Raw genomic sequence first — 12,489 nt, 5'->3', positions numbered from 1 at the left:
ATTGGGTAAAATGCGGACATTCATTTAAGGTTTTTATTGGTGGTAATCCAGTTCTAAAAAATCGTATCGTGTATATTTCAGTTTGTCGGCTGCTTTGTCTTTTGACTGGCGGTCTTTTCTTAGGTAGTCCAAACGGGTTGTCTTTTCGAATACCTTTTCCCAATAATTGTAGAAAGTAACGGGTTGCAGATTCTGGGTTTGGATGCCGGTCAGAGTATAGTGGTAATAGTCTTGGCTGTCGTATGCTTCCACTATCAAGCCGGGAAGTCCTCCGAGTTTCCACGGTCCGTTATCAATAGGGATATCGGGGGTAAACCAAGCGTACCATAACCTGCCTCTGAACCGGGTGGTGGCAAGCTGGCAAGTATATCCCAGTACTTGTTTGGTGGAATCTTGCATTTCCCATGCCTGCCGGGGTGTTTCTTCCGAGAAATAAAGATATACGATAGGAGTTTTCATGTCTTCTCCTCCTTGAGTGATGTAAGTTGTGATAATTCCTTTTTGTGGATATGATTTATAAATGTATCCGTTTGTCCGTTTGCATATCAAGTTATCATTGTTGCGTGTACGAATGGATTCGAGTGTTTTGTCTATGGCAATCTTTCTTCCTGTCAGGTCTGTCCACATGGAGTCTCCTTGCAGGGTGTACCAGCTATAGAACTGGCTGACATTCTTTCCTATCCGCAAAATCATCTGGTCTTTCATCACTTGGCTGCGGTCGAGTGTGTCTCGTACAGCAGTATGGTCGTACTGGCATTCCATGATGGCTGGCTCTATCACCGTCCGCTTCTCTGCGAATGCTTGTGAAGCGAAGGTGAAGAGTAACCCTCCAATTAGATAAAGTGTGTTCATAAAAGATATGCTGTTATTCGTGGTAATCAGTTTCCATGAAATCAAAGTTATGTTTGTTCTTTTTTGCCGATTCCTTCAAAAACGCAATTCGGTCTTTCTTAGGCACTTCCTGTAAGGATTCGGCTTTCAGCTTATAGAAACATACCGGAGGGAGATGGTCTTTTTTTACGCTGACCAAAGTAAAGTGATAATGGTTCTTGGTGTCATACACTTCGGTAATCAGTCCGGGCAGTCCGTTGAATTTCCACGGTCCCTCCTGATAAGGGATTTCGGTAGTGTACCATGCCTTGTATTCCCTTCCTTGGAAGTGGCAGGTGGCAAGCTGGCAGGAATAGCCCAAGATAGTTTTCGTGCTGTCCGCCACGATAGTCCATGCTTGTTTCTGGTAGTTTTCTTCTATTCGTATCGGTGTGGGTGCAAAGGTGTTGAACTTCCCATCGGGATAATTCTTATAATAATACCGGTTGATGATTTTGGTTCCCGGTCGTGGTCTTTTTTTGCTCATAAAGTCCATCATCTGTTGCATGAATATTTCGCCTCCATTGGGTGTGTTGACCAATGAATCCATAGAAAACGTAGATTGTGGATAGCATTGGCTTACCTTCTTGCCGATACGTAAGACCATGGTGTCCACGGCAATTTCCGTTCCTAAAGTATCTGTTTTCTGTATCCATTGGTACCGGCATTCCAGCAGAGCTGGCTCGATGGTTTGTATCATGCTTTCGATTTGTGCTTGTGCGGCTTGTAAAGCGAGCAGCAAGGTGAAGAAGATGGTTATTCGTTTCATACTAATCAGGTTTTTATTGGTGGTAATCTAATTCTAAAAAATCGTAGTTCGTATATCTGATCTTATCCGCATATTTTATTTGTGATTTATGCGCTTTTTTAAGGTAATCAAGTCGGGTTGTCTTTTCGAATACTTTTTCCCAATAATTATAGAAGGTAACGGGTTGCAGGTTTTGGGTTTGGATGCCGGTCAGGGTATAGTGGTAATAGTCTTGGCTATCGTATGCTTCCATAATCAAGCCGGGCAATCCTCCGAGTTTCCACGGTCCGTTATCAATAGGTATATCGGGTGTAAACCAAGCGTACCATAACCTGCCTCTGAACCGGGCGGTAGCAAGCTGGCAAGTATATCTCAACACTTGCTTAACGGAATCCTGAATTTTCCATTCCTGACGGGGTGTTTCTTCCGAAAAATACAGAAATGTAACAGGGGTTCTCATATCTTCCCCTCCTTGGGAAGTGTAAGTTGTGGTGATTCCTTTTTGAGGATATGAATGATAGATATATCCGTCTGTACGTTCACCTATAATATTTTCATGATTCTGTGTACGTAAGGCTTCAAAAATTCTTTCTGCGGCAATCTTTCTTCCTCTTGGGTCTGTCCACATGGAATCTCCTTGCAGGGTGTACCAGCTATAGAACTGGCTGACATTTTTTCCTATCCGCAAAATCATCCGGTCTTTCATCACATGGCTGCGGTCGAGTGTGTCTCGTACAGCAGTATGGTCGTACTGGCATTCCATGATGGCTGGTTCGATGGCTTTTTCTTTCTCAGCCGAAGCTTGTACATAGCAGCCGAAGAAGAAAATAAGGATAAAAATAGATGTTTTCATAATTGACAGTATTATTGGTGATGGTCTGTTTCCATTAAATCATATTTGTGTTTTAAGTTCGATATCTACAAAAGTAGGGAAACCGCTTGAACCAAAAGCTATAAAACAGTTCGGTTTTTGTTCGATGCTACGGTTTTAGGATTCGGTTTTTGTTCGATGAAAATTTTTATACTTTGCGCGGTATGAAAGTGTGCATTTTAATGAAACATAACTATTCACCACAGAGGCCACAAAGAACCACAGAGGAAAAATTTAAAAGACTCTGTGTACCTGTGCCTGTGGTAAGAAAATGCACAAATCTATACCGCATAGTATAAGAAACTATTTTGAATTTATCGTGCGATGAATGACCGCCATTAAGAAAATATCTATGAAACTGCTGAAAATATGATGATTACTGAATGTTTGCGAAAAGAGCTGGAAGTGATGGGAGCTTCCTCACTGCCAGTATTTTATTCCAGAAAGGCTCCATTCTTCTGCAAGGCAAATATGGTATTGCCTCACACCGGTAAATGACAGGCATGAATAGTAATAATACCATACTACGAATAAGACTTAAAGTAGTCAACCTTTTCTACAAAGCTGCACGACCTTTTCTACAAAGCTTAATCTTTTCCGGTCCTGATAGGCTGGGACTGCAGTTTTACCCTATTGGTACTGCAGTCCTATACTATCTAGGACTGCAGTCCTGGCAATATGGGATTGGGGGAGGACTGGAATGTATTTCCTCACGCTCCTTTTATCTACTGGCATTTTGAGGATATTCATATTTTATTGTGCCAGCGTGTTTTTGATAAATGCTTTTTCTTTCAGTTCATGCAGGCGTGACTTGGCAAGGTCTGCCAGCTTGTAGAGTGCCTCGGTGGCATCACTGGCACAACCGAGTGAATCGATGAATGCCTGATAGTTTCGAGAGCGTCGTAAAGGTTGAATGCCCTTTCGGCATATTCTCCTTGCAGGTAACATTCCGTAGCTTGGCGCGAGAGGCTTGTCGGGAGTGTGGCATTGCCTTGCGCTTTCATGTGGAAACAGCTTGTCATACTTGCCAGCAGAAGCAAGGTATATTGTATATAGTTTTTCATGGCTGGGTATTTATTTGTGTTGCCCGGTGCTGCTGGATGTACAGGCATTCTTGTGATAATCTCTCTCCAGGTAATCGTGGGCGATGTGTTGCCTTTGGCCGTCTTCCGTTTTTTTGCTGCCCAAGCTTGTCTCGCGCAGGAAAGTAGGTATGCCGGCATTTCCTTCGGTGGCTAGTTGCAGGTAGCGGATACGGTCGATGCGTTCGGCATTCCGTGGGTCGGGAGTGGTATAATAGAAACATACGGGAGCGATGTTTGTCCGTTCTATTCCTTCTATCTGGAATTGATAATGGCATTGCGTGTCGTACACTTCCAGTATCAGTCCGGGCAAGCCTTTGAACTTCCACGACCCGTTGGCAATCGGTATATCCGAGGTAAACCATGCCTGGTAGTCTCGTCCGCGGAAACTGCACGTGGCAAGTTGACAGGGATAGCCCAGCAGGGTCTTGTTGCTGTCCTGCAAAGTCCAATCCTGTCCGGTGTAGTCTTCTTCTATCCGTACGCTTGTTATTCCCAGCTGGGCATACGTGCTGAGTTTGCCTTCGGGATAGTTTTTATAGATATAATCGTTGGTTATCATGTTGGCATTGGGCATTTGGGCATGGTTTCTCGAACAGATGGCACGTACCATGGCATTGCCCCAAATCCGTTTTCCGTTGGATGTTTTCCATATCGAATCGGTGCGGTAAGCCGTGTACGAGTAGAATTGGCTGATGTTTTTCCCGATGCGGAGTATCATCCGGTCTGTTTTCGTATCGGTCCCTAATGTATCAAGTTTCATGGTGCACCGGTAGGTGCATTGCAAGATGGCAGGTTCCAGTTCTTTGATAAAGTCGACGGTCTGTGCATATGCGGGCATCAGGAAACACAGCATGAAGAGTGAATAGAACATGGGTCTCATGGCATTTTTCGTTTTTGGTTTGAAGCAAAAGTAGGGAAAACTGCTGAATAGGGTGCTGTAAACGGGTTCGGTTTTTGTTCGAAAAAGCATTTGCGAATTCTGATGGGACACAGAAAACACGGAAAGACACAGACGGGCTTTTAATGTGCCAATAAATAATAGAACAATGTGCTAATTTATTTTCACATTATCACATTTTCACATTATCACATTATCACATTTTCACATTATCACATTATCACATTGTCACATTATCACATTGTCACATTATCACATTAGCACATTATCACATTATCACATTATCACATTAGCACATTATTTATTGCCCCATCCACAAAAGGCACAATTTCATACCGCGCATGGTATAATCCGTGTTATCTGTAGTGGAAAAACTGGGCAGTTGGCGGATGCTTTCAGAAAGCCCGGATAAAGCGGTCGAAGTCTTCTGCCGAGCCTTTCTTGCCGCATAGCTTTTCGAATAGGTTCTTGCGGGCGGATGTGATGGTGGACTTTACACGACCAGTTAGTTGGGCGATGCCGGTAGGCTGGATTTCGGCCTTTACCAGCAGGCAAATGCGAAGTTCGCGTTCGCTGAGGGGAGAGAGTGCGTAGAGGCGTGCGGTGAAACGGTTGAAGGTTTCATCGATGGTGCGTTGCAGTTCCTGCCAGTCGGTTTCCGATAGCTCGCTGAAGTCTGCTGCCTGATGGAAACGGATGTAAATATCCGATTGGCGGAACGTATGCAGTGCCAGTTCCTGTTGGCGCATTTCGGCTTCGGCACGGATGTTGCGTTGGCGCAACTGTTCTTGTTGGGTCTGCAGGCGTTCGCGCATCTGCGTGTTATCTGCCGAGGTAGAAGCCAGTCGGGTCTCCAGTTGGCGGATGATGGCATTGTTCTGTTCAATGTAGGCACGGCTTCGGGTGTATTGTTCTTCCTGTTGGCGCTCCAGTTCTTTGATACGTTCGTTTTGCTTCTGCCGGCTGGTGCGCAGGTAGAGCAGGTAAATAGTACCACCTCCTACGATGAGCACACCAGCAAGCAGGTAGACCAGTATCAGGGTGTGCTGCTCGGCGTTTTTCAGTTTCAGCTGGTTGTTCTCCCGCTCGCGTAACCGATAGTTGTAGGTCGATTGTGCCTTGCTGATGGCAGCGGTACGGATAAGTTTTTGCACCGAGTCGGTATAGATGACGTATTGGCGGTATTGGTTGACGGCATCCTGAAAACGTTCTTGTCCGGTAAAGATGCCTGCCATTTCCAGGCTTGCTGCCTGCCGGTCGTACACCGAACTGCCCTCACGGGTCAAAAGCCGGCTATAGTAGAGGGCAGAGTCAGGTTGTCCGGTGCGGTGGAAAAGCTGAGCTTTCAAGCGGTAGAGCGTTGCCTGCACACTGGCATCCATCTCGGCAGGTGGAGCATCGAGCAGATGCCATGCCTTGTCGTATTCGCCCAGACGGAGATGGAGTGCTGCTATGTCTTCTTTTACGTAGAAGCGGACGGAAGCATTGCAGGCGGTTTCGGCTTTCTGCAACGCTTCCTGATAATAAAGGAAAGCACTGTCGGTCTTTCCCTGTGCCGCGTAAGTGGCTCCTAAGTCTTTCAGAATAAATACTTCCGACACACTGTCCACTGCCAGGTGTTTGTAGCCAAGGGCTTTCCGCTGGGCATTCAGTGCCTCGCCGTACACGTCCTGATGCAAGAAGATGTGCCCCATCTGGAAATAGATGCGTTGCATCAGCTTTTCATTGCCTTGCGCAGCAGATGCGTCCAAAGCCTGCTGGTAATAGTCCAGTCCCCGGAGGGCATCGCCAAAACTGGCATATACCCGCCCGGCAAGGTAATACACTTCGGGCAACATCCGGCGCTCGTTCTTCTCCTCGTAGTAGTGCACGATGCCTTTTATCAAGCTATCGGAAGGATGGCGGAAATTAATCTGGTCTTCATATTTAATAGTAAGGAAGTCGTAATACATCCGCACAGCTTCGGGTTGCCTTTGGACCTTAGGCTTGTAGTCTTGCAACATATAGTATATTCCCGGTTTGTCGCTTTCGATAGCTTCGTTGATTGCTTTCAATTCGGCTGGGATTTTCGGTTCTTCCTTACAGGCAGGGAGAAGCAACGCCAGGCAAAGCAACGGCAGGATGATTCTTCTTAACATAGGCGGTTCTGTCTTTTAACGGTGCAAAAGTAATAAAAATGATGGAATCGGCTCATAATTTTACAACGATAAGAATGCCTTCCCTATCTGAAGGATGATTATTCTATTTTTCACCACAGATTACACAGATTATATCTGCATTTTTCTTAATTGCCTATAAGAGGGTGTGCCGAAATTGGAATCAACTTTCATTTTGATACACCTTTTCTACAAAAAATCATCCCCAATCATCGCACGATAAATTCAAAACAGTTTGTAAGTTTTTGAGTTTATGAGTGTTTTTGAGTTGAAACTTTTAAGTTGAAACATACAAACTCAAGAACTTAAGAACTCAAAAACTTACAAACTCAAAAACTTAAGAACTCAAAAACTCACTAAACGAATCCTTTCTTTGCCCATTTCATGCTGTTCCAGCGGCGGACGAAGATAATGGCACGGATATTCTCGTCGAGCAGGAAGGCGCACCACATGCCTATCAGTCCCCAGCCCCAATGGATGCCGAGCAGGTAGCTGACGCCTACCGACACGCTCCACTGCACCACCAGCCCTACATAGAAGGGGAAGTTGACATCGCCCGCAGAACGGAGGGCATTGGTGGCATAGATGTTCACGGCACGTCCGATTTCCACAATCACATCGATAATCATCACGGTGACACCCAGTCGGATGATTTCCTGGTTGTCGGTCAGGAGGCTGAAGATGAAGTGCCCCGAAGCTGCCCAGATGCACGAGAGTATGAGCGACACCAGAATGGAAAGCCGCATTACGTACTTGCCCAAAAGGTAGGCGGCACGGACCTTTTTCTGTCCTACCAGGTGTCCGATGGTGATGGCACCTCCTTGCGCCATGGCGATGGCAAAGAGGTAGACAAACATCACGATGTTGACCGTATAGGTACGGGTGGCAAGGGCATTGTTGCCTAATATATTAATAAGGTAGGTGATGACCACTTGCGAGAAACTGTACGAGATGTTTTCGCCGGCAGAAGGAAGCCCGATTTTCAACAGGTTTTTCAGCTCTATCCATGGGAAAGGGCGGAAATAGGCAAGGGGGAACTTGGGGATGTGTTTGCGGAAGAGGATGACAAACAATACAACCATGCTTACGCCACGGGCGAAAGCGGTAGAGATGGCAGCACCTTCGGCTCCCAGTGCCGGCATGCCCCACTTGCCGAAAATCAGCGAATAATTGCCGATGATGTTCATGATGTTGACCAGTACGGTAACCAGCATCGGGTAAATGGCTTTGTTGGCACTGCGTAACGAGGCGGAAATGGTGAGCGAGATGGCCTGGAAGAAAGCGAATGCTCCCACAATCTCCATATAGCCGATACCATATTGTAACAACTCGGGGCGTAGTCCCATCCAGCCCAACAGTGTAGTGGCACCAAAATGCAGGATGGCACTGACTGCCAGTCCTACTACCAAATTGAGCAATAAGGCTACCCCCACTACCTGTATCATGTTTTTTTCTAATTTAGCTCCCAAGTACTGCGAGCAGAGTACCGATGTGCCGATGTTGATGACCTCGAATACCAGAAAGGCAAAGGTCACAATCTGGTTGACCACGCCTACGGCAGCCACGCTCTCATCGGAGTATTGGCTCAGCATGATGGTATCTACTGCTCCCAGCATCATGATGAGCAAAGTTTCGATAAAAATGGGTATAACGAGTTTGACCAGTCCTTTGCGGATGCCTGTTTGTTGAGTCATAGTCTGTTTTTTATTTTAGGGAACGAGGCGACCCGTTGACAAGGGGCGAGGTCCAGCATACTCAAGACTATCTAAAGCCTTGTCACCTTGTCAACTGGTACCTTGTCAACTATCTTTCTCTTCGGATAAGATTCATGAATTCCTCGCGTGTCTTTGCCTGGTTGAACGCTCCAGTGAAATCGGAGGTGGTTGTGATGGCGTTTTGTTTTTCTACTCCTCTCATTTGCATGCACATGTGTTTGGCTTCTATTACTACCATTACGCCTAATGGGTGCAGCGTTTCCTGAATGCATTCTTTGATTTGCAGGGTCATGCGCTCCTGTACCTGGAGGCGGTGCGAGAATACATCTACTACGCGGGCTATCTTGCTCAGTCCCGTGATGTATCCGTTGGGGATATAAGCTACGTGGGCTTTCCCGTAGAAGGGAAGCATGTGATGTTCACACATGGAGAAGAAATCGATGTCTTTCACCACTACCATCTGGCTGTATGCCTCCTTGAACTTGGCACCTAACAAAATTTCTTTCGGGTCTACCTCATATCCCCGTGTAAGCGTCAGCATGGCTTTGGCTACTCTTTCAGGGGTTTTCACCAGTCCTTCCCGTTCAGGGTCTTCACCCAGCAGGGAAAGTATTTCTTTGTAGTGTGCCATCAGTTTCTGTACTTTCTCTTCCGGGAACTTCAACAAGTTTGTATCAATCATTATTCAATGGGAATGTTAATTTGTTCACGTACAATCGCTACTTCTTTGAATTCGCCGCTTGCTCTTAGTTGGCGCATGGCTACGTGTGCCTCTTCTATGCTCTTGAAATCTCCTACACGGCACAGCCAGCGTGGAGGTTGGAAATACGTATATACCGGCATTTCCGGAAATGTTTCTTTTATCTTCCCGGCTATCCGATTTGCTTCGTTGCGTGCTACGCGCGAATTGTTTCCGGCATATACCTGTACGCGGAAACCTCTTGCCTTCAATGTTTTCGGGGCTGAAGCGGCATAACGTGTACCTATTAGCGAAGTGATGTAGGATTCTGCATGTACCGTTACTACTCCTTCGCCTGCACGGTGTGTCTCCAGGCTTTCCACAATGGTGCGCTGGGCATGCATTGCCGAAACCCACAAGAGTAAAAAGAGGGATAGTAAGTATTTCATGATGTGTGTGTTTTAGGGACTAGACAATCAGGTACGGGGGAACTACGTTCTAAATAGTTTTACTAAATCTATCTAAAACCTAGTCAACCAGTACCTGGTTCCTAGTCAACTATAAAGAATTATTTGAACGCATCGATGATGCCTTTGAAGTCGGCAGCTTTCAAAGCAGCACCACCAATCAATCCGCCGTCTACATCGGGTTTAGCGAACAGTTCTTTGGCATTCGACGGCTTGCAGCTTCCTCCGTACAGGATAGAAGTGTTTTCTGCTACTTCCTGACCGTACTTGGCAGCTACCAGCGAACGGATGTGTGCATGGATTTCTTCTGCTTGTTCGGGAGTAGCGGTTTTACCGGTACCGATAGCCCAAACCGGTTCGTATGCCAGGATAACCTTGCCGAAGTCTTCTGCTGAGAGTGAGAATACAGAAGCCAATTGAGCTTCTACCACTTCGTTTTGCTTGTTTGCTTCGCGTTCTTCCAACACTTCACCGATGCAGAAAATAGGTTTCAGGTTGTTGGCAAGTGCCAATTTCACCTTTTCTGTCAGGATTTCAACGGTTTCGTGATAATAAGCACGACGTTCAGAGTGACCCAGGATAACGTATTGGGCACCTGTAGAAGCTACCATTTCTGCCGAAACTTCGCCAGTATAGGCACCTGAAACTTTGTCTGCGCAGTTTTCTGCACCTACGCCGATGATGTTTTTATCGACAATCGGAGTAACAGAAGCCAGGTGGATAAACGGAGTACAGATGATAACGTCGCAGTTCGGTTTGTCTGCGGTCAACACTTCATTCAGTTCTTTTGCCAAAGCAATACCTTCTTGCAGGTTCTTGTTCATTTTCCAGTTTCCTGCTACAATGTTTTTTCTCATTTTGTTTTAAGTTTTAAAAGGGTTAATATACTATTTTGTCGTTAAGGGGTTAAGAAGTTAAGCCAGTGGCCTGATTCGTATGTATTGACTTAACTTCTTAACTTCTTGACTCTTTCTTCTTTTTCTTCTTGCTCCATTCCAGCCAGCCTAAATCGCATAGGGTCAGGAAGATGAGTGGACCGAAGAACCAGCCGAACACCAATATGATTTTATGCCATGTGTTGGGAGGTTCCAACCGGCCGATGGGAAGTTGGTCTAAAGGTGCATTCAACTGATATTCGTCGGGGATGTTGTTTACGCTCCACTTGTTCAGAATGGTTCCGTCCTTCAGAAGCAACAGGCCCGGATTGGAGCGGATAATGGTTTTCAGGGTAATTTCGTCCATGATGGCAAAAGGATATTCAGCACCGGTATTGTCTTGCCACATCGCGATGTCTTCGTCGGATGAAGCGGTGACACACAAGAAGCTGTATCCATATTCTGAACAGTAGTCGTACACTTCGTTGAATAAATCCATCCCGCTCTCATCGGCGTGCCGCAGGTTGGGCGAGATAAGTAAGAACGTGTAATTGTCATCGTTCAGGATTTCTTCGGTCAGGTCGGTGCCGTCCTCTTGTGAGGTGAGGTGAAAATCGTGAGTAGGCGGTTCGTAGCCTTTCTCTTTTACCCGCGTTTGGGCTTCGACGAATGTCCATGTCGAGTCGGAGGGAAAGTTGTCGATGGTAAATTCTTGCTCTTTCCCGTCTTTAGCATAGATGAATGTTGTCTCGTAAGTTGTGAGTTTCACCCCTTCGGGGATTTCCATTCCTTGGCGGATGTTCATGCCGATGTGATAAGGACGGAAATCGAATACGGGCAGTTCGCGGACACAGTAGATGGAGAATACGATGATGAACACTACGGTGTAGAGGGCTATCAGCCAGTCTACCTTTTCGGTGACCAGTTTCCTGATGTAGGTTTTCCGATAGCGGAATACAGTGATGGCGGCAAGTAACAGCACGATGTTCTTGCCAAAGGTTTCCCAGTTGGTCAGGATAATAGCATCGCCGAAACAGCCGCAATCTGCTATCGGATTGTCAATGGCAAGCCATAGGGTGAGTGGAGTCATGAATGCCATGACCAGCAGGAGCAATGTGGAGGTCGCTTTGCGGTGGATGCCAAACAGCAGATAGACACCCAATGTAAACTCGAATGCTCCCATTGCCATGGAACCTACGTATGGGACGAACTGTGGAACAACCTGAAGCAGGCCCCACGCTTCCAGATAATCTTGTATCTTATAGGCGGTGCCGAAAGGGTCGTTCGCTTTCACGAATCCGGAGAAGATGAATACGGCTGCCAGCAGGAAACGGCAAACGTTTACTCCGACGACAAGGGCTCTATGTAAGCATTTATTCTCCAAATTCCAGTTTGATTAAAGCGAATACTGCATAATTAATCATATCCATGTAGTTGGCGTCTACGCCTTCCGAAACCAATGTGTTCCCACTCAATGCTTCAATCTGCTTGGTGCGGTACAGCTTCATCAAAATCAAGTCGGTGTACGACGTAATGCGCATGCTGCGCCACGCTTCGTCATAATCGTGATTCTTTCTCAGCATCAGTTCCATGGCATCTTTGGCATATTTGTCGTATAGTTCCAAGGCTTGTGCTTCGGTGATATCTTCCTTTTCTGCATAGCCCAGTTCCAGTTGGATCAGTCCGATGATACCATAGTTGACTATTGCCATAAATTCGGGGCGTATGCCCTCGTTTACCAGACTGACACCTTTGATTTCGATGCTTCGGATACGGTTCGCCTTGATAAACAGCTGGTCGGTTACTGAAGAAGAACGCATAATGCGCCATGCGGCTCCGTAATCGTGCAGCTTTTTGGCGAACAAATCCCGACAGGTGGTGATGACGTGCTCAAATTGTTCTTTCGTATCTTTCATACGCTTGTATCATGAATTTATGTCGCAAAGTTACGATTTTCCTGGTAAAGCGCGTAATAAATCGGTAAGATTTGTCGGATTTATGTAGGAAGTTAAAAAAGGGCAGAGTCAACCAGCGAGTGCAACATTACGAAATATTTTTGAAAAAGACCTCAGCCGGAGTCAAGAAATTGAGTTTTTCTCTCGGTCTGGCATTAATTTTCTTCCTG

The 12,489-nt window shown here is 46.1% G+C and carries 13 protein-coding genes; 1 reads left to right on the top strand and 12 read right to left on the bottom strand.

The window, feature by feature from the left end; genetic code table 11:
* Positions 1–33: 33 nt before the first annotated feature.
* From B5F71_RS03265 to B5F71_RS03255, 3 genes are read right to left on the bottom strand one after another with little or no spacing between them, the layout of a single operon-like run.
* Entirely contained in the window at positions 34–852 is an 819-nt protein-coding gene (locus tag B5F71_RS03265; RefSeq protein ID WP_143269836.1) for a GLPGLI family protein, read from the bottom strand.
* A gap of 13 nt (positions 853–865) precedes the next feature.
* Positions 866–1,639: a GLPGLI family protein gene (locus B5F71_RS03260; protein ID WP_087207650.1), complete on the bottom strand. Its 774-nt coding sequence runs from the start codon at positions 1,637–1,639 to the stop codon at positions 866–868.
* A 13-nt stretch (positions 1,640–1,652) separates the two neighbouring features.
* On the bottom strand, positions 1,653–2,471 hold the full coding sequence (locus B5F71_RS03255; RefSeq protein ID WP_087207649.1) for a GLPGLI family protein: 819 nt from the start codon (positions 2,469–2,471) through the stop codon (positions 1,653–1,655).
* 387 nt (positions 2,472–2,858) lie between these two features.
* Here B5F71_RS03255 and B5F71_RS21145 point away from each other — a divergent pair, with 387 nt between their 5' ends.
* Positions 2,859–2,987, top strand: a complete 129-nt coding sequence (locus B5F71_RS21145; protein WP_262483239.1) for a hypothetical protein — start codon at positions 2,859–2,861, stop codon at positions 2,985–2,987.
* A 293-nt stretch (positions 2,988–3,280) separates the two neighbouring features.
* Here B5F71_RS21145 and B5F71_RS03250 read toward each other — a convergent pair whose 3' ends face one another.
* The 9 genes from B5F71_RS03250 to B5F71_RS03210 all read right to left on the bottom strand — a co-directional run bounded on the left by B5F71_RS03250 (position 3,281) and on the right by B5F71_RS03210 (position 12,280).
* The gene (locus B5F71_RS03250; RefSeq protein ID WP_087207647.1) at positions 3,281–3,553 is read right to left on the bottom strand and encodes a hypothetical protein; all 273 of its coding nucleotides are present in this window, start codon (positions 3,551–3,553) and stop codon (positions 3,281–3,283) included.
* A 10-nt stretch (positions 3,554–3,563) separates the two neighbouring features.
* Positions 3,564–4,454, bottom strand: a complete 891-nt coding sequence (locus tag B5F71_RS03245; protein ID WP_158098026.1) for a GLPGLI family protein — start codon at positions 4,452–4,454, stop codon at positions 3,564–3,566.
* A 413-nt stretch (positions 4,455–4,867) separates the two neighbouring features.
* Positions 4,868–6,610, bottom strand: coding sequence for a hypothetical protein (locus B5F71_RS20095; protein ID WP_087207643.1), 1,743 nt, complete (start codon positions 6,608–6,610; stop codon positions 4,868–4,870).
* Positions 6,611–6,984: 374 nt separating this feature from the next.
* Positions 6,985–8,322, bottom strand: a complete 1,338-nt coding sequence (locus B5F71_RS03235; RefSeq protein WP_022038851.1) for an MATE family efflux transporter — start codon at positions 8,320–8,322, stop codon at positions 6,985–6,987.
* A 109-nt stretch (positions 8,323–8,431) separates the two neighbouring features.
* On the bottom strand, positions 8,432–9,025 hold the full coding sequence (folE, locus tag B5F71_RS03230; protein WP_022038850.1) for a GTP cyclohydrolase I FolE: 594 nt from the start codon (positions 9,023–9,025) through the stop codon (positions 8,432–8,434).
* Positions 9,025–9,471: an SPOR domain-containing protein gene (locus B5F71_RS03225; RefSeq protein WP_022038849.1), complete on the bottom strand. Its 447-nt coding sequence runs from the start codon at positions 9,469–9,471 to the stop codon at positions 9,025–9,027. The genes folE and B5F71_RS03225 overlap by 1 nt, the downstream gene beginning before the upstream one ends.
* A 119-nt stretch (positions 9,472–9,590) precedes the next feature.
* Positions 9,591–10,346 (bottom strand): triose-phosphate isomerase, encoded by a 756-nt coding sequence (gene tpiA / locus B5F71_RS03220; RefSeq protein WP_022038848.1) that lies wholly within the window; start codon positions 10,344–10,346, stop codon positions 9,591–9,593.
* Positions 10,347–10,443: 97 nt separating this feature from the next.
* Positions 10,444–11,748: a BT_3928 family protein gene (locus B5F71_RS03215; protein WP_022038847.1), complete on the bottom strand. Its 1,305-nt coding sequence runs from the start codon at positions 11,746–11,748 to the stop codon at positions 10,444–10,446.
* Positions 11,738–12,280 (bottom strand): DUF1599 domain-containing protein, encoded by a 543-nt coding sequence (locus B5F71_RS03210; protein ID WP_087207642.1) that lies wholly within the window; start codon positions 12,278–12,280, stop codon positions 11,738–11,740. Before B5F71_RS03210 ends, B5F71_RS03215 begins: the two co-directional genes overlap by 11 nt.
* Between the last annotated feature and the right edge of the window lie 209 nt (positions 12,281–12,489).

This window comes from Bacteroides sp. An269, from assembly GCF_002159755.1.
GTDB classification, from domain to species: Bacteria; Bacteroidota; Bacteroidia; order Bacteroidales; family Bacteroidaceae; genus Phocaeicola; species Phocaeicola intestinalis.
Note: the sequence above shows the minus strand (reverse complement) of the source record. Positions and strands in the feature narration are given on the sequence as shown.

Coding starts and splice junctions, on each gene's coding strand:
- B5F71_RS03265 (WP_143269836.1), bottom strand. CDS start 852: ATGAACACACTTTATCTAATTGGAGGGTTACTCTTCACCTTCGCTTCA.
- B5F71_RS03260 (WP_087207650.1), bottom strand. CDS start 1,639: ATGAAACGAATAACCATCTTCTTCACCTTGCTGCTCGCTTTACAAGCC.
- B5F71_RS03255 (WP_087207649.1), bottom strand. CDS start 2,471: ATGAAAACATCTATTTTTATCCTTATTTTCTTCTTCGGCTGCTATGTA.
- B5F71_RS21145 (WP_262483239.1), top strand. CDS start 2,859: ATGATGATTACTGAATGTTTGCGAAAAGAGCTGGAAGTGATGGGAGCT.
- B5F71_RS03250 (WP_087207647.1), bottom strand. CDS start 3,553: ATGAAAAACTATATACAATATACCTTGCTTCTGCTGGCAAGTATGACA.
- B5F71_RS03245 (WP_158098026.1), bottom strand. CDS start 4,454: ATGAGACCCATGTTCTATTCACTCTTCATGCTGTGTTTCCTGATGCCC.
- B5F71_RS20095 (WP_087207643.1), bottom strand. CDS start 6,610: ATGTTAAGAAGAATCATCCTGCCGTTGCTTTGCCTGGCGTTGCTTCTC.
- B5F71_RS03235 (WP_022038851.1), bottom strand. CDS start 8,322: ATGACTCAACAAACAGGCATCCGCAAAGGACTGGTCAAACTCGTTATA.
- folE (WP_022038850.1), bottom strand. CDS start 9,025: ATGATTGATACAAACTTGTTGAAGTTCCCGGAAGAGAAAGTACAGAAA.
- B5F71_RS03225 (WP_022038849.1), bottom strand. CDS start 9,471: ATGAAATACTTACTATCCCTCTTTTTACTCTTGTGGGTTTCGGCAATG.
- tpiA (WP_022038848.1), bottom strand. CDS start 10,346: ATGAGAAAAAACATTGTAGCAGGAAACTGGAAAATGAACAAGAACCTG.
- B5F71_RS03210 (WP_087207642.1), bottom strand. CDS start 12,280: ATGAAAGATACGAAAGAACAATTTGAGCACGTCATCACCACCTGTCGG.